Origin of the sequence: Streptomyces sp. AHA2 (genome assembly GCF_036857595.1) — a bacterium.
In the GTDB taxonomy this organism is placed as follows: Bacteria; Actinomycetota; Actinomycetes; order Streptomycetales; family Streptomycetaceae; genus Streptomyces.
Window position 1 is genome coordinate 65,780 of the sequence record NZ_JAUQWJ010000003.1, and the last position, 18,564, is coordinate 84,343.

General features: G+C 75.5%; 12 protein-coding genes, 1 tRNA gene and 1 other RNA gene. 3 read left to right on the forward strand and 11 right to left on the reverse strand.

Going from position 1 to position 18,564, the window contains the following annotated elements; genetic code table 11:
• Nucleotides 1-38 precede the first annotated feature (38 nt).
• The 5 genes from Q5694_RS07600 to ffs form a co-directional block, all read right to left on the reverse strand.
• Nucleotides 39-1,517: a N,N-dimethylformamidase beta subunit family domain-containing protein gene (locus Q5694_RS07600; protein ID WP_333931596.1), complete on the reverse strand. Its 1,479-nt coding sequence runs from the start codon at nt 1,515-1,517 to the stop codon at nt 39-41.
• 395 nt (nt 1,518-1,912) lie between these two features.
• Nucleotides 1,913-3,871, reverse strand: a complete 1,959-nt coding sequence (locus Q5694_RS07605; RefSeq protein ID WP_333932299.1) for a hypothetical protein — start codon at nt 3,869-3,871, stop codon at nt 1,913-1,915.
• Between the two features lie 337 nt (nt 3,872-4,208).
• Nucleotides 4,209-5,459, reverse strand: a complete 1,251-nt coding sequence (gene purD, locus Q5694_RS07610) for a phosphoribosylamine--glycine ligase (RefSeq protein ID WP_333931597.1) — start codon at nt 5,457-5,459, stop codon at nt 4,209-4,211.
• Between the two features lie 122 nt (nt 5,460-5,581).
• Nucleotides 5,582-7,960, reverse strand: a complete 2,379-nt coding sequence (locus Q5694_RS07615; protein ID WP_333931598.1) for a DNA polymerase III subunit gamma and tau — start codon at nt 7,958-7,960, stop codon at nt 5,582-5,584.
• 87 nt (nt 7,961-8,047) lie between these two features.
• An RNA gene (ffs, locus tag Q5694_RS07620) (signal recognition particle sRNA small type) lies at nt 8,048-8,142 on the reverse strand.
• 73 nt (nt 8,143-8,215) lie between these two features.
• On the opposite strand from ffs, the gene Q5694_RS07625 reads away from it, so the two are divergent.
• Together Q5694_RS07625 and Q5694_RS07630 are read left to right on the forward strand one after the other, a co-directional pair.
• Nucleotides 8,216-8,300, forward strand: a tRNA-Ser gene (locus tag Q5694_RS07625).
• A 149-nt stretch (nt 8,301-8,449) separates the two neighbouring features.
• Complete coding sequence (locus tag Q5694_RS07630; protein ID WP_333931599.1) at nt 8,450-8,671, forward strand: hypothetical protein; 222 nt, start codon at nt 8,450-8,452, stop codon at nt 8,669-8,671.
• A gap of 378 nt (nt 8,672-9,049) precedes the next feature.
• Here the strand turns inward: Q5694_RS07630 and Q5694_RS07635 are convergent, their stop codons facing one another.
• Both Q5694_RS07635 and Q5694_RS07640 read right to left on the reverse strand, forming a co-directional pair.
• Nucleotides 9,050-9,517, reverse strand: a complete 468-nt coding sequence (locus tag Q5694_RS07635) for an MSMEG_6728 family protein (protein ID WP_333931601.1) — start codon at nt 9,515-9,517, stop codon at nt 9,050-9,052.
• Between the two features lie 64 nt (nt 9,518-9,581).
• Nucleotides 9,582-12,095, reverse strand: coding sequence for an ATP-binding SpoIIE family protein phosphatase (locus Q5694_RS07640; RefSeq protein ID WP_333931603.1), 2,514 nt, complete (start codon nt 12,093-12,095; stop codon nt 9,582-9,584).
• A gap of 147 nt (nt 12,096-12,242) precedes the next feature.
• Between Q5694_RS07640 and Q5694_RS07645 the strand changes: the two genes are divergently transcribed.
• Complete coding sequence (locus tag Q5694_RS07645; RefSeq protein WP_333931605.1) at nt 12,243-13,211, forward strand: DUF72 domain-containing protein; 969 nt, start codon at nt 12,243-12,245, stop codon at nt 13,209-13,211.
• On the opposite strand, the gene Q5694_RS07650 is transcribed toward Q5694_RS07645, so the two are convergent.
• The 4 genes from Q5694_RS07650 to Q5694_RS07665 form a co-directional block, all read right to left on the reverse strand.
• Nucleotides 13,111-15,078: a copper resistance CopC/CopD family protein gene (locus tag Q5694_RS07650; RefSeq protein WP_333932300.1), complete on the reverse strand. Its 1,968-nt coding sequence runs from the start codon at nt 15,076-15,078 to the stop codon at nt 13,111-13,113. The genes Q5694_RS07645 and Q5694_RS07650 overlap by 101 nt on opposite strands.
• Before the next feature lie 248 nt (nt 15,079-15,326).
• On the reverse strand, nt 15,327-15,803 hold the full coding sequence (locus Q5694_RS07655) for a cupin domain-containing protein (protein ID WP_333931606.1): 477 nt from the start codon (nt 15,801-15,803) through the stop codon (nt 15,327-15,329).
• Nucleotides 15,800-16,408 carry a GNAT family N-acetyltransferase gene (locus Q5694_RS07660; RefSeq protein ID WP_333931607.1) on the reverse strand — a complete coding sequence of 203 codons (609 nt, stop codon included), beginning with the start codon at nt 16,406-16,408 and terminating at the stop codon, nt 15,800-15,802. Before Q5694_RS07660 ends, Q5694_RS07655 begins: the two co-directional genes overlap by 4 nt.
• Nucleotides 16,401-18,491: a penicillin acylase family protein gene (locus tag Q5694_RS07665; RefSeq protein WP_333931608.1), complete on the reverse strand. Its 2,091-nt coding sequence runs from the start codon at nt 18,489-18,491 to the stop codon at nt 16,401-16,403. The genes Q5694_RS07660 and Q5694_RS07665 overlap by 8 nt, the downstream gene beginning before the upstream one ends.
• Nucleotides 18,492-18,564 lie beyond the last annotated feature (73 nt).

Here is an 18,564-nt window from a genome sequence, read left to right on the forward strand (position 1 = left end):
CGATTCTCCCGTATGGGAGACCGGTCGCGGACAGCGGGTCAGTCGCGTTTGCAGATGCGGTCCAGGAGATTCGCGGTCGCCCGCTGGACCCGCTCGTCGACGTGGCCGGGGCGGTCGAGGGCCGGGGACCAGGCGAACGTTCCTGCTGCGAAGACCCAGGCCCCGGAGGGCGCGCGGTACAGGGAGGTCTCCTGGTGGCGGAGCGTGCCCTGCTGGTCCGTGTACGGGGAGTGGGCGAGCAGGATCCGCTCCTCGTGCTCGGGCAGCGCGGTGCGCGGGAAGTAGCGGTCTGCCTCGCCCGCCACCAGGTTCTCGATCTCGTCGCCCTCGTGGGCGCCGGACGCCTCCCACAGCCAGTGCCCGGCGTTGCGCACGACCAGCGGGTGGGGCTCGGGGACCGGCCCGGCGTACTGGATGCCCAGGAGCTGCTGCTCCGCCCGGTCGATCTCCCGCCACAGCACCGGTTTGCCCGGGCCCCTGCGCTTGCGGCAGGTCAGCAACCGGTCCGGGACGCCGGAGGGGGAGGGGCCCAGCTCCACCTGCCAGTACATCGAGTTGGCGGACAGGAACACCAGCGAGGTGCCGGCGTCGCGGGCGACCTCGACGGTGCGGCGCATGTCGGCCGACCAGTACTCGTCGTGCCCGGGGAAGATCAGTCCGCGGTACCGGGCCGGGTCGACGCGCCCCGCGTGCAGGTCGGAGGCGTGGGCGTAGGCGAGGTCGTAGCCGTAGCGCTCGGCCCAGCGGATGACGTCGTAGGCGTGGCCGACGTGCAGGGGCAGCCCGGCGCCCGCGTAGGGGCGGTCGAAGGAGACCGTGGTGGCGGCCTGCGACTCGCCCAGCAGGCGGCCCTCCTCGTCCCAGGCGTGGTACAGGCTCGCGCCCGTGCGGCCGTCCTCCGGGTAGAGGTTGTACGCCTGCCAGGTCACGTCGGGCAGCACGAGCAGCAGGTCGGCCGGCTGGTCGTGCCGGACGGTGAAGGGCACGTGGGAGCGGTGGCCATCGGCCGTGGTGAGGACCGCGACGTACGCCCCGACGTTCCAGTACGAGGGGACCTGCAGGCGCCACGACAGCCACCAGTGGTGGCAGGAGACCGTGCGGTCCGCGGCGAGGGGCGGGGGCTGCACGATGCCGGACAGGCGGGGACTGGTGGTGATCTTCGCGGCGCCGTCACCGCCGTAGTGGCCGATGCGGTAGACGTCGACGCCGAACTCCTGCGGCGGGTCGACGGTGACGTGGAAGTCGATGGCCTCGCCGGGCGCCACCGCGCCGGTGGAGGTGAAGCCCTTGATCTGCAGGTGCACGTCGTCGGCCGCGCGGGGGCCGCCGCCGGAGCGGGTCCCCTTTCCCGGCCCGGGGGCCGCGTCCTGGTCGACGTACCAGGGGACGACCTGACCGGTGTCGTCGAAGTACGTCACGTTGCCGCGCAGCCAGGGCACGGGGCCCTGCCCGAAGGGATCCGTCACGGCGTGCGCCAGTGCTCCCGACTCCCAGCGCCGAGTCTGCTCCGAACCCATGGTGGCTTCCCCTCCCCTTGGCCCCCGTGATCGTGCGTACCGGTGTGTGCGCTCTCTTCTGCTGTGTGCGTGCGCGCGGGCGCGTGTGGTGCAGGACGTGCCGCGGGCGCGGTGGTCGCCCGCCCGTGCGTGCGGTCACGTGCCCGGGCGCGGTTCCCGTGCCGTGCGCGTGGTCGCGGGCCGTCGGTACCGTCGCGGGCCGTGCGTGCGGTCGCCCGGTGCCCGTGGCCGGGTGAGGCGCGTGCGGCCCGCGTGCTTATGTGTTTGTCGTATTCCGCCAGCCCTTGCCATGCGCGCGACGTTCCAAGCACATCACATGACGCGTGCGCTCCGTCACTGTTCGTTGTGAATCGGTCAGAAGCGGAAGGTGACACTCCGCAGCGGGTCCGGCCCGGTCAGGCGAGCCGGACCGGCTTCTCGGGGCGTATCCCCAGCTCGGCGAGCCAGGCGCGCAGCGGGACCGCGTTGCCGTCCTCGATCAGCGTGAGCACCTTGGGGGCGAGATCGGCCGTGCGCTCGCCGTCCACCAGCAGGGTCGGGCCGTCCAGCCAGTCCAGGCCCGGGGTGGCACCGGCGCTGTCCATCGCCGCGCAGCAGACCATCGCCGTGAGGTGGTCGGCCAGCAGCTCGCGGGCCGTGCGCGGGGGCTGGAGGGGGAAGAGCGGCAGGGCACGGTCGTCCCAGAGGGCCGCGGGGTCGGGGCCGGCGGCCGCGTGAGGGGTCACCGGGCCGGGGCCGGCGGTCGCGGCGTGCGGGGGCGGGGCCTCCTCGCGGGCCAGCTCGGCGCTGAGCCGGGCGGCGAGGGCGGCGCTGCGGGGGGTCGTGTCGGCGAGGTCCTCGTCGTCGGCGAAGGACGCTGCGCCCACGTCCCCGGGCGGGGGCGTACCGGCGGGGGTGCCGGTACCGGTGCCGGTGGACTTCTGCAGCGGTCCGGCGGCGCCGGTCCCCGGGGCGGCGCGGCGGTCCGGCCCGGGGACGGCGGGGCCGGCCGCCGGAGCCGTGAGGCCGACCGCCGGAGCGGCCGGGCTGTATCCCGGGGCGGTGATCGTGCAGGGCGGGCCGGGGGGCCAGGCGGGGTCCGGCTCCGTGAGGTGGTCGAGGACCCGGGACAGGGTCGGGGCGGCGGAGGCCGGGGGTGTGTCCCCCGTGGCCGGGCGGACCCCCATGGCGTCGAGGACCCGGTGCAGCCGGGCGGCGTCGAGACGCCACTTGCGGTCCACGACCTCCTCCGGATACTCGCTCCAGTCCACGGGCGACCAGTCGGGCCCGGTCCCGGCCGGGCCGCCGTGGAAGAGGCGCGCGGCGAGCAGGGAGGCGGCCTCGTCGACCGCGCCCGGCTCCTCGAGCAGATCGCAGGCGGGCCGCTCGCCGAGCCGGGACGCGAATCCCTCGGCCAGGCGGTCCCGCCGGGACAGCTCGGTGAGCGCCGCGACGACACCGGCGTCCAGCCGGGAGGGCCAGCGGCCCATCCGCCAGGCCGGCAGCGCCACCCGGGTCAGCAGCCGGTCCCAGCCCGCGTACGCCAGGCCGACCTGCTCCTGGGCGACGATCCGCAGCCCGTAGTCCACAGCCTGTGCACGCTCAGCGGCCGCGGACGCCACGCCCCGTTCCATCTCGGCGGCGTGCCCGCGGCAGCTGCGCAGGAGCAGCCGGGCCACCCAGCCGACCCCCGCGAGCACGGCCCGGCTCAGCGGCTCGCGGCGGGGCGCCGAGGATACGGCGACCGCGGCGTCCAGGCCCCGGACGAAGCGCCGGGCGGCGGCTATGTCGGGGTGGGCCGAGGGGCCCGTACCGGCGACGACCGGGGCGAGGACCGCGCGCAGCTCGCCGACGCGCATCCACCACAGGAACGGGGAACCGATGACCAGGACCGGGGCGACCGGCTGCCTGCGGTGGGCGTGCCGTCCCGAGCCCGCTATGTCCTCGTGCTCCTCGACGGGGGGCGGTCCGTGGGCCGGGTGCGTCCGGTCCTCGAGCCAGCTGTCGCAGTCCGGGGTGAGCGCTATGGCGGAGGGCGCCGGGACGTCGAGACGGTCGGCGAGGTCGCGCACCATCCGGTACAGGTCGGGGGCCGCCTCCTCGGCGATCGCGACGGTCGGGCTCATGGCGGGCCGGGCCCGGGCCACGACCAGGGCGATCCCGCCCGCGGCGAGCAGCACGAGCGCCGCGACCGGCGTCAGGACCCAGCGGGTCGCGTCCCACACGGGACCCTCGAGGCGGCCGCCCGCGGCGCCCGCCAGCAGGATCACGGCGACGGCGGCGGGCAGCAGGGCGACGGCCAGCGCACGGCTGCGCATGCGCAGCACGACCAGTGCCCGCGCCCGCGCGGCCTGCGCTCCCGCCTCCACACCCATTCCGGTCACGACCGACCTCACCCCCTCCCCGTAGACCTGACGCTTCCCTTGCTCACTCCCCCACTGTGGCACCCGTCACTGACATCGCAATGCCGGTGGGCCAAGTGCCGGAACGCTTGCGCGGCACCATAGTTGGGGGTTCTCCCCCCGTCAGCCGGATACGGCATCGGTCACTCGATGGAATGGCTTTGGGGAGAGCTGATGACGGACGGCACGACGATCAGGTCGCTCCCGCCGACGGCTCCCCGTACGCGTCAGGCCCCGGATCCTGAGACGGATCCGGGGCCTGCGGGGTTCATCGGCGGCCGGGGCCGGTGCCCGCCCGGCCGCGGGACGGTTACGCCCCGGCCGCCTTCGCGGCGATGTCGGTGCGGTGCTGGGAGCCGTCGAGGCGGATGCGGGCGACGGCCGTGTAGGCGCGGTCGCGGGCCTCGGTGAGGTCCTTGCCCGTGGCCGTGACGGACAGGACCCGGCCGCCCGCGCTGACGACGGCGTCGCCCTCCCGCCTGGTGCCGGCGTGCAGCACGTACGCGTGCGGGGCGTCCTGGGCGGCGACCTCGTCCAGGCCGGTGATCGGGTCGCCGGTGCGCGGGGTGCCCGGGTAGTTGTGCGAGGCGACGACCACGGTCACGGCCGCGTCGTCGCTCCAGCGCAGCGGTTCCAGGTCGGCGAGGGTCCCGGTGGCGGCGGCCAGCAGCAGACCGGCGAGCGGCGTCTTCAGCCGGGCCAGCACGACCTGGGTCTCCGGGTCGCCGAAACGGGCGTTGAACTCGATCACGCGCACACCGCGCGAGGTGATCGCGAGACCGGCGTAGAGCAGCCCGGAGAACGGGGTGCCGCGCCGCCTCATCTCGTCCACGGTCGGCTGCAGCACGGTCTGCAGCACCTCGTCGACCAGCTTCGGATCGGCCCAGGGCAGCGGCGAGTACGCGCCCATGCCGCCGGTGTTGGGCCCTTCGTCGCCGTTCAGGGCGCGCTTGAAGTCCTGGGCGGGCTGGAGCGGTACGACCGTCTCGCCGTCGGTGACGGCGAACAGGGACACCTCGGGGCCGTCGAGGTACTCCTCGATGACCACGCGCTCGCAGGCGGCGGCATGGTCCCGGGCCGCGCGCAGGTCGTCGGTGACGACGACGCCCTTGCCGGCGGCCAGGCCGTCGTCCTTGACGACGTAGGGGGCGCCGAAGGCGTCGAGGGCGGTGTCGACCTCCTCCGCCGTCGTGCACACGTACGACCGGGCCGTGGGCACCCCGGCCGCCGCCATGACGTCCTTCGCGAAGGCCTTGGAGCCCTCGAGCTGCGCGGCCTCGCCGGACGGGCCGAACACCGGGATGCCCGCCTCGCGTACGGCGTCGGCGACACCGGCGACGAGCGGCGCCTCCGGGCCGACGACCACCAGCCCCGCGCCGAGCCGGGTGGCCAGCGCGGTGACGGCGGCGCCGTCCAGGGCGTCGACCTGGTGCAGCTCGGCGACCTCGGCGATGCCGGCGTTGCCGGGGGCGCAGTGCAGCGCCGTGACGTCGGGGTCGTGGGACAGGGAGTGGCACAGGGCGTGTTCGCGGGCGCCGCTGCCGATGACGAGGACCTTCACGGGGGTCAGCCTAACGGCAGCCGCCGGTGCTCCCTTGTGCGGGCTTCCGAATCCCAGGGCCGCGGCCGGCTGGAGGATCCTACGAGCGAGGCGCATCCGCGGCCCTTGCGGGACGCCGCCCGCTACTCGTTGGTGAACTCCTCCACCACCGTCGCCCCCAGCTCCCTGACGATCAGCTCCTGGCCGGAGAGGGCCGATTCGTCCAGGTCGGGGTCGTCGTCCTCGGGGATGTCCTCCTCGACGGAGACGTGGCGCGGCTCGGGCGCGGAGCGCGGGGGGACCGGTGCGGAGGTCGCGGGTGCCGACTGCCGGGCCGGGGCCGCCGACGCCGCCGGGGCCGGACGCTGGGCCGTCGCCGTCCCCCCTCCACCGCCGGAGCCGAAGCCACCGCCGTGGGCGCCGGAGCCGGTGGCCGCGGCGGAACCGCCGTAGCCGCCCGGGGCCGGGGCCGCGCCCGAACCGCCGCCGAAGCCCGCGGGGCCGCCGGCGGCCGGGGGCGCGGAGCCGCCCGAGGGGTCGACGATCGCCTCGATCTTCCACTGCACGTGGAACTGCTCGCCCAGTGCCTGGCGCAGAACATCCTCGCTGCCGCTGCTCAGGAAGTTGTCCCGGGCGCCCGCGTTGACGAAGCCGAGCTGGAGGGTCGTGCCGTCGAAGCCGGCCACCTGGGCGTTCTGGCTGAGCAGGATCCAGGTGAAGCGGCGGCGGTTCTTGACCGCTTCCAGGATGTTCGGCCACAGCATGCGCGGGTCGAGTCCCCCGGCGGGGGGCGCGGCGGGAGCCGCCTGGGGCGGGGCCGAGGGGGAGGACTGCGCGGCCTGCGGCGCGGGCGCGGGGGTGGTCGGCGCGGAGGGGCCCGCGGCCGGGGCGCCGGGGGCGGGTGAGCCCGCGGCGGCGGTGGGCCAGCCGCCGGGGCGGCGGCCACCGCCGGCGGAGGCGGCCGTGGGCCACGCGCCGGGAGCGGGGGCGGGGGGTGCCGGGGCCTGCGGCGGCTGTGCGGGCTGTGCAGGCTGTGCGGACGGCGCCGGTTGCGGGGGTGCGCCGTGGCCGGGCGCGGGTGGGGCGGGTGCGGCGCCGTGGCCGGGCGCGGGCGGGGCGGGGGTGTCGGCGGGCGCGGCCGGGGCAGGGCCCTGTGATGCGCCGGGGCCGGCCGGGGCGGGTGCCGTGGGGCCGCCGCTGCCCTGGTCGGCGGGGGCGCCGGGACCGCCGGACGTCCGGACCGCCGCGCGGGCCGCGGCAGGGCCGCCCCCGGGCTGGACCGGCGGTGCGGGCTGGGCGTGGGCCTCCGGCCCGGGCACGTACCCCGTCGGAGGCATACCGGCCGCGGGGGCCGCGGAGAAGCTCACGCCGCGCTCGACGCGGTCCAGGCGGGCCATGACGGACCGCTCGTCGCCGTAGGCGGCGGGGAGCAGCACGCGGGCGCAGATCAGTTCGAGCTGGAGACGGGGCGAGTGGGCGCCGCGCATCTCCGTGAGGCCCTCGTTGACCAGGTCGGCGGCGCGGCTCAGCTCGGCGGGCCCGAAGGTGCCGGCCTGGGCCTGCATCCGCTCGACGACGTCGGCGGGGGCGTCGATCAGCCCCTTCTCGGCGGCGTCCGGGACGGCGGCCAGGATGACGAGGTCGCGCAGCCGCTCCAGCAGGTCGGCGACGAACCGGCGCGGGTCGTTGCCGCCCTCGATCACCCGGTCGACCACCTCGAAGGCGGCGGCCCCGTCACCCGTGGCGAACGCCTCGACGACGGAGTCGAGCAGCGAGCCCTCGGTGTACCCGAGCAGGGACGTGGCCATGGCGTATGTCACACCGTCCGAGGCGGCACCGGCGAGCAGCTGGTCCATGACGGACATCGAGTCACGCACGGATCCGGCGCCGGCGCGCACGACCAGCGGGAGCACCCCGTCCTCGACCGGGATGCCCTCCTTCTGGCACACCTCGCCCAGGTACTCCCGGAGGGTGCCGGGCGGGACGAGCCGGAAGGGGTAGTGGTGGGTCCGGGAGCGGATCGTCCCGATGACCTTCTCGGGCTCGGTGGTGGCGAAGATGAACTTGAGGTGCTCCGGGGGCTCCTCGACGACCTTCAGCAGCGCGTTGAAGCCGGCCGACGTGACCATGTGGGCCTCGTCGATGATGTAGATCTTGTACCGGCTGCGGGCCGGTCCGAAGAAGGCCTTCTCGCGCAGGTCACGGGCGTCGTCCACGCCTCCGTGGGAAGCGGCGTCGATCTCGATGACGTCGATGGAGCCGGGGCCGTTGCGTGCGAGGTCCTGGCAGGAGTGGCACTCGCCGCACGGGGTGGGCGTGGGGCCCTGCTCGCAGTTCAGGCAGCGGGCCAGGATGCGCGCGCTGGTCGTCTTGCCACAGCCGCGCGGCCCGCTGAACAGGTACGCGTGGTTGACCCGGTTGTTGCGCAGCGCCTGCTGCAACGGGTCGGTGACATGCTCCTGCCCGATGACCTCGGCGAAGGTCTCCGGGCGGTAGCGGCGGTACAGAGCGAGAGACGACACGCCTACGAGGTTATAGGCGGCCGGTGACATCGGGCCCCGGCCGGGAGACGGAGGCGGGGGCGGAGAATCCCGGAGCCGTCGCGGAACGCAGACGCCCCCCACGCACCCGCCAGAGCCGACCTACCCTTGCTGCCTTCCGGCCCTGGGGGAGTTCAGTCAGATAGCGCCGCGTGAGGGGCTGCGCCAAGGCTACCTGATGTCGGGGGCGGGGAACGAGTTCGCGAGCACTCCTCTCGGTCATGTAATGTTTCCGGCGGAGGATTCGCCTAGAGGCCTAGGGCGCACGCTTGGAAAGCGTGTTGGGGGCAACCCCTCACGAGTTCGAATCTCGTATCCTCCGCCTCCGCCCGACAGGGCAGATGCAAGGCCCCGACCGGTTGCCGGTCGGGGCCTTCGTCGTGCGGGGTGTCACCTCTGTGCCGCCGTTTCGGAAGATCCGCAGGGGGCAGGCGCGGTGCGTCGGGCGCCGGTGGCCGCATACTGGGGGCAATGACTAAGCCTTCAGCTCCGAAGCGCCATCTGCCGACCAGCCCCTTCAAGGCCCCGGTCGCACCGGCCCCCAAGCACTTCGCCGTGGGAGACCAGGTCACCCACGACATGTACGGCCTCGGCCGGGTCATCGGCATCGAGGACGGAATCGCGGCGCTCGTGGACTTCGGTTCAGCGCCCGTACGGATCCCGAGCCCCTACGCCAAGATGACCAAGCTGTAATCCTCCGTGCCGGGACACGGCACGCACGGGTCCTTCGCGGGCCCGCTCACAGGGAAAAGAGACCTCTCATCGAATCGACTTCGCTGTTCTCCGCCGTGGAAGGGCACCCGAGCCGTTCCGCCGCAGCGTCCCCGCCGCCGGTGACGGACCCCTTCCAGGCCCCCGACTTCGGGGAGGACGACACGTTCCTGCCCGAGGAGGCGCCGCAGCCCGCCCCGGACAGGCGCCCGTCGCGCCGCCGGGCCGCCTAGCGCCTCCTCCGCGAGCCGGCCGACGGGGCTGACTGCCGCCGGCGCCTCACCCGTGGCCCGCCGATCCGGCCGCACGGGGAAAGGCCGCGGCGCGCGTGCCCGCCCGCTCCCTCGCACGCGGGAGCGTCTACGGCCGGCGGTCGGAGTCGGGCCAGACGTACGGCAGGTCGTCCGGGACGCCCGGGAAGAGTCGCGCGTAGGTCTCGGGGTCCTTGCGGACCAGGGCCGAGCGGTGGCTGCGGTGGAACGGGCCGTCGCCCAGCCAGGGCGGGAGTTCGCCCTCGGCGGCCAGAGCCGACTGGTCACGGATCGGGGCGTGCGGACGGGCCGCGGCGAGGTCGGCCACCATCGTGGCGGCGCAGGTGTCCTGGTGGCCCCGGTCGCGCCAGACCCGGCAGATCTCCAGGCCGTAGCGGACCAGGGCCTCCTCGTAGCCGACCCACATCCGCACCGCCGGGTGGTTGCGCCAGCCGTAGTCCGGGACGACCAGGCCGCGCAGCACCTGGAGCGCCTCGACCCGCTGTTTGCCGAGCCTGCGGCGGTCCAGGGCGAGGGCCGTCTCGTGGAAGTCCGCGTAGGGGAGGAAGGTCTGCATCCGTCGTCGGTGATCCTTGCCGTGTGGGTGGGACGGGGCCGTGGCGGGTGGTCTCCAGGGTTTCTCAGGGACGGGTCAGGGGCTGTTCCGCCCAGATGGTCTTGCCGGTCGCGGTCTGCCGGGTACCCCAGCGCTCCGTCAGCTGCGCCACCAGCAGCAGGCCGCGGCCGCCCTCGTCGTAGCTGCGGGCGCGGCGCAGGTGGGGGGCGGTGCTGCCGCCGTCGGAGACCTCGCAGATCAGGCTCGTGTCGCGGATCAGCCGGAGCCGCACCGGCGGCTCGGCGTGCCGGATGGCGTTGGTGACGAGTTCACTGACGACCAGTTCGGTGACGAACACGGCGTCCGGCAGCCCCCACCGCTCCAGCTGCGCCACCACGTCCTTGCGGGCCTGCGCGACGGCGGACGGCTCGGGCGGCACCGACCAGGTGGCCACCCGGTCGTCGTGCAGCACCCGGGTGCGGGCGAGGAGCAGGGCCACGTCGTCCACCGGGCGCGGCGGCAGCAGGTCGGCGAGCACCGCGTCGCACAGGGCGTCCAGCGAGGCCGCGGGCCGGGCCAGGGCGCGGCGCAGCCGGCCGACCCCGGTGTCGAGGTCGTGGTCCTCGGTCTCGATCAGGCCGTTGGTGTACAGCGCGAGCAGGCTGCCCTCGGGGAGTTCCACCTCGGTCGCCTCGTACGGCAGTCCGCCCACGCCGAGCGGGGGCCCGGCCGGGAGGGCGAGCAGGTCGACGGTGCCGTCGGGGCCCACCACGGCCGGCCGGGGGTGCCCGGCGGCGGAGAAGCAGCAGCGCCGGGAGACCGGGTCGTAGACGGCGTACAGGCAGGTGGTGCCGACGTCCGCGGCGGTCCTGGAGGCGGGGTCGGAGGCTCCGGCGAAGGCCGGGGCGGGTGCGGGCCCGCCGGCCTCGCCTCCCTCGTCCTCGGTGTTCAGCCGGGCCACCAGGTCGTCCAGATGGGTCAGCAGTTCGTCGCAGGGCAGGTCGATGTCGGCCAGGGTGCGCACCGCCGTGCGCAGCCGGCCCATGGTCGCGCTGGCGTGCAGCCCGTGGCCCACGACGTCCCCGACGACCAGGGCCACCCGGGCCCCGGACAGCGGGATGACGTCGAACCAGTCGCCGCCGACCCCGGCGTGCCCGCCGGCCGGCAGATAGCGGGAGGCGACCTCGACCGCCGCCTGCCTGGGCAGCCGCTGCGGCAGCAGGCTGCGCTGGAGCGTGACGGCGGTGTCCCGCTCGCGCGTGTAGCGGCGGGCGTTGTCGATGCTGACGGCCGCCCGGGCCGTGAGTTCCCCCGCCAGCACCAGGTCGTCGTGCCGGAAGACCTCGGTGTTGCGGTGGCGCACGAAGTACGCCACGCCCAGGGTCGTGCCGCGGGCGACGAGCGGCACGCTCATCACGGAGTGGATGCCGAACGCCCGGTAGCGCGCGGAGCGGGCGGCGTCGCGGGCGAGCCACCCGGTGAACGCCGGGTCGTCCGGCGCGTGCAGCACCGGCTGCCCCGTGCGCAGGCTCTCGTAGGGCGCCGAACCCGCGGGGTAGGCGTCCACGGCGCCGGGGGCCACGACCGCCTCGGGTGCCCCGGGGATCCGCGAGCGCAGCGCGGTCCGCCGCAGCAGCAGCGGGCCTTCCGCCGGGACGGTCCGCCCGGACGGTTCGGGCAGGTCCTCCAGTGCGGCCAGCAGGTCGACGCTGACGAAGTCGGCGAGCTCGGGGACGGTCACGTCCGCCAGCTCCTGGGCGGTGCGGGTCACGTCGAGGGTGGTGCCGATGCGCCGCCCCGCCTCGGCGACCAGCTGCAGGCGCTTGCGGGCCCAGAACTGCTCCGTCATGTCGTGCGCGGCGAGACAGACGCCCCGGATGACGTCCTGCCGGTCGCGCAGGGCCGACATGAAGACCGACCAGGCGTGCTCGTGCTGCTCGCCGGGGGCGCGCAGGTAGTTCTCCTCGTACTGGGGCTCACCGGTCGTGAGCACCCGGGCCATGCCGCGTTCCGCACGCCCGCCGGAGTCGTCGTCGATGATCTCGGACACCCGCAGGCCCCGCATCTCCTCCTCGGTGAGGGCCGTGGCGCGTTCCATGTCGGCGTTGGCCCGCCGCAGTCTCAGCCGGGTGTCGTAGAGCGCCATGGCGCAGCACGGGGACTGGGCGAAGCTCCAGCCGACCAGCTCGTCGTCCGGGCCGGTGCCGGGACCGGGGCCCGCGAGGGCGGAGACGAGCAGCCAGGCGGGCGCGCCGGAGCCCGGCGGCCGGTGGTGGGCGAGGATCCTGGCGGTCAGCGTGCGGCCGTCGCGATGGCGCAGGGGGACGTCACCGTTCCAGCGCGGCAGTGCCGCCAGGTCCGGCAGGCCGCCGCGCAGCGGGATCGGCTCGGCCAGCAGGTCCGCGGCACGGCGGCCGGTCATCTGTCCGGCCGCATACCCGAGCAGCTCCTCCGCGCCGGCGTTCCAGCCGGTCACCACGCCGTGTTCGTCGAGGGTGACGCGGGCCGTGAGGGCCTCGCCGACGAGGGCGTCGACGGCTTCGGGTGCCGGTCCGGACGACGACCGGGTGGCCCGGCCGATGGTGACGGGCTGCTCCATGATCGGTCATCTCGCTCTCGCGGGGGCTCGGCCTATCCCCGGAATACACGGTTATGACCTGTTTACCCCGATCGGGAGGGCCCTCACCGTGCCGCGGCCGGAAGTGGGGCGAGCCTGCCGCCGCCCGGTCCGGGTAACCGCTCCCCCATGGGTGAGATCCTCGTGGGCACGTGCTCCTGGACCGACAAGGCCCTGGTCGCCGGCGGCTGGTATCCGCCGGGCCGGCGGGACGCCGAGGGCCGGTTACGGCACTACGCCGAGCGGTTCGGGGTCGTCGAGGTCGACTCCTCGTACTACGCGCTGCCCGGTGAGCGGAACAGCCTGCTGTGGGCCGAGCGCACCCCGGACGGGTTCGTGTTCGACGTGAAGGCGTTCTCGCTGCTGACCGGGCATCCCACCCGGCCGGCCGTGATGCCGGACGGCTTGCCGGCCGACCCCCGGGACCCCCGGGTGCTCGACGAGGTGTGGGCCCGTTTCGCCGCCGGTGTCGAGCCGTTGCGGCGGGCCGGGCGGCTCGGGAGTGTGCTGTTCCAGTTCCCGCCGTGGTTCCGGCCGGGGCGGAGGGCGGAGGCGTTCCTGGCGGAGTGCGCCGCGCGGACCGAGGGCTGGCCGCTCGCCGTGGAGTTCCGGCACCCGTCCTGGTGGGAACCGGACCGGGCCGAGGGCACCGTGGCGCTGCTCGCCCGGTACGGCATGGCCGCCGTCGCCGTCGACATGACGCAGTCGCTGCCCTCCTCCGTCCCGCCCGTGACGCCGGTGACCTCGCCCCGGCTGGCCGTGGTCCGCTTCCACGGCCGCAGCACCGCCTGGGGCACCGGCAGCAAGGAGGACCGGTTCCGGTACGCGTACGGCGAGGACGAACTCGCCGAGTGGCTGCCCCGGGTGCGCGCGATGGCCGGGAAGGCCGACCGGGTCCACGTGCTGTTCAACAACTGCTGCGGCGACGCCGCCGTGCGCGCCGCACAGACCATGATCCACCTGCTCGACGGCACCCGGCCGAGTGCCGCAGGGGTGCCTAGGGCGCGATCCGCACCTTCTTCTCCACCGTCACCTGATCCACGTCCGACACCCGCACGGTCGTCCTCATCGTCCAGTTCCCGGCGAGCGGCAGGTTGACGGCGTTGGTGCCCCAGTAGCCGCCCCGGTCCCCGACCCCGGCGTCGATGGGGCCGACCTCGCGTGAGGGCAGGGTGAAGGTGATGCGGACCTCGGGGACGACGACCAGGCCGGTGTCGGAGCCGTGGACCACGGCCGTCACGCCGTTGTCCCCGACCCGGGCCGGGTCGAGCGTGACGTAGACGTTGCCGCGGCCGGTCACGCCGTCCCCGCCCGTGTCGAAGGGGACGACCACCTCCGCGGTGGGCGGCAGCGCGCCGGCCGGGGCCTGCCGCGCCGCCTCGGCCTGGGCGCGCCCGGGCAGCGTCCCGGTGAGCACGGTGGTGATCAGCAGCACGACGGCGGCGACGGCGACCTCGGCGAGCACCGATCGCCGCAGACCACGCCGCCGGGTGCCGGGATCGTCGAGTCCGACGGGGCCCCGGGGCGGCTCGCCGGGACTGCCGGGGCCCTCGGGGCCGCTGGTCCCGTCCGGGATCTCGGGGCGGCGGTCGGGGCGGCCAGGTGCGGTGGGCCTGTCGTGGCCGCCGGGGCCCCCGGTGCCCTCGGTGTCATCCGGGTCCGGCCCCCCGGTGTCCGGCCCTGCCGGCCCTCCCGGCTCCGGGCCGTCGTCACCCCCCGGCTTCCCCGGCGCCGCGCCGACCGGCTGCGGGACCCGCGCCGGGACGGCGGCGGCCCGGGCGGGCGCCGGGGCCGCGATCCGGGCGGTCCAGCGGCGCGAGTAGCGGGCCACCAGCAGCAGCGCTCCCACCCCGGCCAGCTTCGCGAGCAGCAGGCGGCCGTACGGGGTGCCGCTCAGCGCGGACAGGGAGCCGAGGCCGCGCCAGGACTGGTAGAGGCCCGTGACCGCCAGGACGGTGACCGAGGCGAAGGCGATCCGGGAGAAGAGGGGCACGATCCGCGTCAGGTCCTCGCCCGTGCCGCGGCGCGACACCAGCAGCAGTGCGGCCAGGCCGCCGAGCCACACGCCCGTCGCCAGCAGGTGCGCCACGGACGACGTCATCGCCAGCGGCACCTGGATGCCGGCGGAGGCGTGCTCGGCCGCCGCCCAGGTCAGGGCCAGTGCGACGGCCAGGACCGTGCCCCCGGCGAGCGGGAGGGAACCCCGGTGCAGCGGCCCCCGGCCGTCCGCGCGGTGCCGGGACAGCCACAGGGCGAAGGCCGCCGTGACCAGGAGGACGGCCAGTCTCGCGAGCAGGGCCTGGCCCGGACGGCCGGTCAGGGTGTTGCCGAGGGCCTCAGTGTCGAAGGCCGAGGCCGGGCCCGTCCCCGCTTCGTACGGGGCGCGCAGCAGGAGCAGGGCGACCGTGGCGCCGAGCAGCGCCCACCAGGCGCCGAACGCGGGCCGGCGCAGGGCGGACGGGTGCGCCGGCCGGCACAGCAGGACGAACGCGGCGGTGCCGACCAGCAGGGCGGCGGCGAGGTAGGCGACGTAGCGGGCGGCGTCGTGCAGGCCGCCCGTGAGGGGGTCCTCGGCGGGGCCGGTGCCGACCTGGGCCGTGGTCGCGGAACGTTTGCCGACCGAGAAGCTGAACGCGCCCGAGACGGGGTGGCTGTCGGCGGACACCACCCGCCAGGCCACCGTGTAGGTGCCCTGGGCGAGTCCGGCGGGCAGGGTGACCCGGGCCGTCTCGGAACGGCCCTCGGCGTGCGTGGCCTCGCCGGTGCGGACGCGGCGCTGGTCGGGCCCGAACACCCGGAAGGAGTCGTCGAGCAGGCCGACCGACTCGGTGAAGGTCAGGGTGACGTGGCGGGGCGCCCGCTGGACGACGGACCCGTCGCCGGGGTCGGTGCCGCTGAGGGCCGCGTGGGCCGAGGCGGGGCCGGCGCCGAGGAGGAGCAGGGCCAGCACGGTGCCGAGCAGCACCAGGGCCCGGGCCCGCCGGGGGCGTGCGACATCGCGCTCCTCGTTCCGGCGGTGCTCCACGTGCTTCTCCGGGGTCGGGTCGGGTCCTACGGCTTCCGGTCATGTACGGGCGGAACGGGTGCCGTGCTCACGCGGTCCGCGGAATCGGTCCCGTGCCCGCGCGGTGCGCGGGTCCGGCCCGTGCCCACGCGAGCCGGGAATCGGTGCCCCGCTCACGCGGTGCCCGGCCGGGGCCCGGCCCCGGCCGGCTACAAGGGCCGGGCCAGACCCGCGATCCCGGCGGCGGCCGCCGGATAACGCGCCGCCAGTTCCGCCGCGTCGCCGTGCTCGTAGCCCTGGAAGGTGAAGCCGGGGGCCATCGTGCAGCCGAACAGCGTCCACGAGCCGCCCGCGCGGACCCTGCCGCCCATCCAGGTGCCCGCCGGGACCGTGAACTGGACGTGCTGGCCCCGCAGGACGTCCGGCCCCAGGACCTCCGTGCGGGTGCCGCCGTCGGGGGCGAGCAGCAGCAGCTCCAGGGGGTCGCCCAGGTAGTGGTGCCAGATCTCGTCCGAGGGCAGGCGGTGGAGGGCGGAGAAGTCGTCCGCGGTGAGCAGGGCGACGATCGCCGTGCCCTCCGGCCTGCCGTCGGGACGCTGCGGCCCGGCCCAGGTCCGGCGGAACAGGCCGCCTTCGGCGGGGATCGGTTCGAGGCCGTAGTGCGCGATGAGCTCGTCGGGCGTCACGCGGGGAAGAGTATCTCCCGGTCCAGGAAGGCGAGCTGGGCCTTCTTCTCCGGCAGGTACACGTCCGGCAGGTCGACCTCGGGCAGGACGACGACCGGCCCCGGTGTGAAGCCCTGCTTGAGGAAGCGGGCCACCGCCTTCTCGTTGGCCACGTCGGGGTCGACCACGATCCGCCGGCGGTCCAGGACCAGCAGGACGTAGGCGGCGATGACGGCCACCAGGCGGGAGGTCCAGCCCGGCTGTCCGCCGCCGGGTCCGGCGGGAGCGAGCAGCAGGTGGACGCCGATGTCGCCGGGGCGCACCTCGTAGCACTCGCCGACACGGTCGGCCTCCGGTTCGTAGGTCTGCAGGACCGCGACCGGCTCGGCGTCCCGGACGACCAGGAACGCGTGGTGGCTGGGGAGCGTCTCCATGTGGGCGTAGGTGTCCGCGACCTGTCGCTCGGTCAGGCCGGTCATGCCCCAGAAGGCGGCGCGGTCCTCGCTCACCCAGCGGTGGATCACCCCGGCGTCGGCCTCCGGGTCCAGCGGCAGCACCCGGACGGTGCCGAGCCCGTCCGCGACCTGCTCGTGGACGGGCGTGCGGGAGGCGTACGGGTCAGACATCGGTCTCCTTCTTCAGCCGGTCCCAGTCGGTGACGACCGGGACGAGGTCTCCCCCGAGCCACAGGGGGAGCTGGTCGCGGTGGTGGGGGGAGCCGGGCACGCCGGAGGCGCCGAGCGGGACCACCCAGCGGCTGTCCTCGCGCCGGGCCAGGTCCCAGACGTAGCGGGCGGCCGGGCCGCGGGCGGCCAGGTCGGTCAGGCCCGGCACGCCGGAGGTGCACAGCACGCAGTCGTGGTCCCCGGACAGGCCCGGCTCGTCGACGGGGCGCTCGGGCTCCAGGGCCCGCCAGGGGGCGAGCCGGTGGGTGTCGCCCCAGACCCCGGCCGGTGGCCGCAGGGCCACCTCCTCGACGGCCTCCCGGACGGCCGCCGGGCGGTCGACGCCGTACAAGGCGTCGGCGGTCAGCAGGTGTTCGAGGGCGAAGCCGATGCGCGGGAGCAGGGCGAGCCACGGGCGGAAGAGTTCCGGGTACGCCGGTGGCACGGTGAGGGCGGCGAACGCCGGGTGCGCCGCGAGCCGCCGTACGAGCGCCGAGCGCACGGCCGCGTACAGGGCCGCGTCGGCGCTTCCGGCGTCCATGCGGCGGTCCCAGGCGAGGAGCCGGTCGCGCAGCGCGGCGGCCCCGGGCGTCAGGGCGTCCAGGGAGCGGAGCAGGTCCAGCAGCGCGGTGGCGGAGGCCAGGTGGGTGTCCATGTGCACGGCGGGCATGTCCGCTGCCGACCAGCGGTCCTTCGCGGCCAGCAGCGCGGCGATGCGGTCGTGGCGGTGGGGCGGGGCGAACTCGACGCCGAGGGGTCGCGCGGGGCCCCGCTGGTTGGCCATGACGGCGACGCCGTCGGTGAGTCCGGCCCGTGGTGACTCGTGCCAGCCGTGCCAGTCGTGCCCGGGCTCCCAGGCGGGCACCAGACGCACGCGGTTGGCGTCGGCGCGCAGCGGCACCCGCCCGGCCACGCGGTGCAGCACACCGCCCTCGGTGTCGGCGGCCTGGACGACGTTGACCGGTTCGGCCCACAGGTCCAGGGCCCGGTCCACGTCGGCGACGCGGCGGGCCCGCAGCAGCGGCAGCAGGGCGCCGAAGCCGAGGTCGCCGGTGACGCGCGGCGGGTGGCGCAGGCTGACCGCCACGGGCACGCCGGACGGGTCCGCCGGGTCGCCGTCGAGCCCTTCGGGGCCGCCGATGATCACGGGCCCGCGACCGGTCTCGATCACCTCGACCTCGACCGGCTCCTCACCGGCGACCTCCACGACCTCCGTGTGCCGGGACGCCCGGTGCCAGGTGCCGTCCGGCCCGAGCGCCTCCACCCCGGCGCCGGTGCGCCGCAGCCGTTCCCGGTACAGGTCCTGGTAGTCGGCCATGGCGTTGGTGATGGCCCAGGCGACCGTCCCGGTGTGCCCGAAGTGGGCGATGCCGGGGACCCCGGGCACGGCGAGGCCGACGACGTCGAACTCCGGGCAGGACAGGTGGATCTGCTGGTAGACGCCGGGTTCCTCGATGAAGCGGTGCGGGTCGCCGGCGATGACGGCCTGCCCGGTGACGGTCCGCTCCCCGCCGACCAGCCAGCCGTTGCTGCCGGAGGTGCCCGGGCCGTCGGTGGCGAACAGCCCCACCGCGTCGGCGCCCAGATGCGCCACGACCTGCTCGCGCCAGAGCTTGGCCGGGAAACCGGCGAAGAGGATGTGCGTGGCGAGCCAGACGCCGAGTGGCGTCCAGGGCTCCCAGCGGCCGGGGACGAGGCCGGCGCGGGCGAACTCGGGGGCGCCGGTGGGCTCCGCCAGGCCCGCGTTGACCCCGTCGACGTACGCCCGCACCCACTGCGCCGTCTCCGGGTCGCGTCTCTCCAGGTCCGCGAAGCACCGTCTGGCCGTGTCGTCGAGTCTGGCGCGTCTGGCGAACCGGTCCCAGGCCAGGGCGCTCCCGCCCAGGAAGGACGCCGAGGTTCCCCGGGCCCGGTGGCGCTCGACCTCCAGCTGCCAGGCCCGGTCCCGGGCGGTGACGCGGCCCTGCGCGTGGGCGAGTTCGGCCGCACCGCCCGCGCGCAGATGCGGAATGCCCCAGGCGTCACGGTAGATCTCGGTGACCACGCTGTGCCCTCACTTACCTTTAGGTTAGGCTTGCCTAAGTCAATGTGGCGAAATCGTACGTGAAGGGTGACCA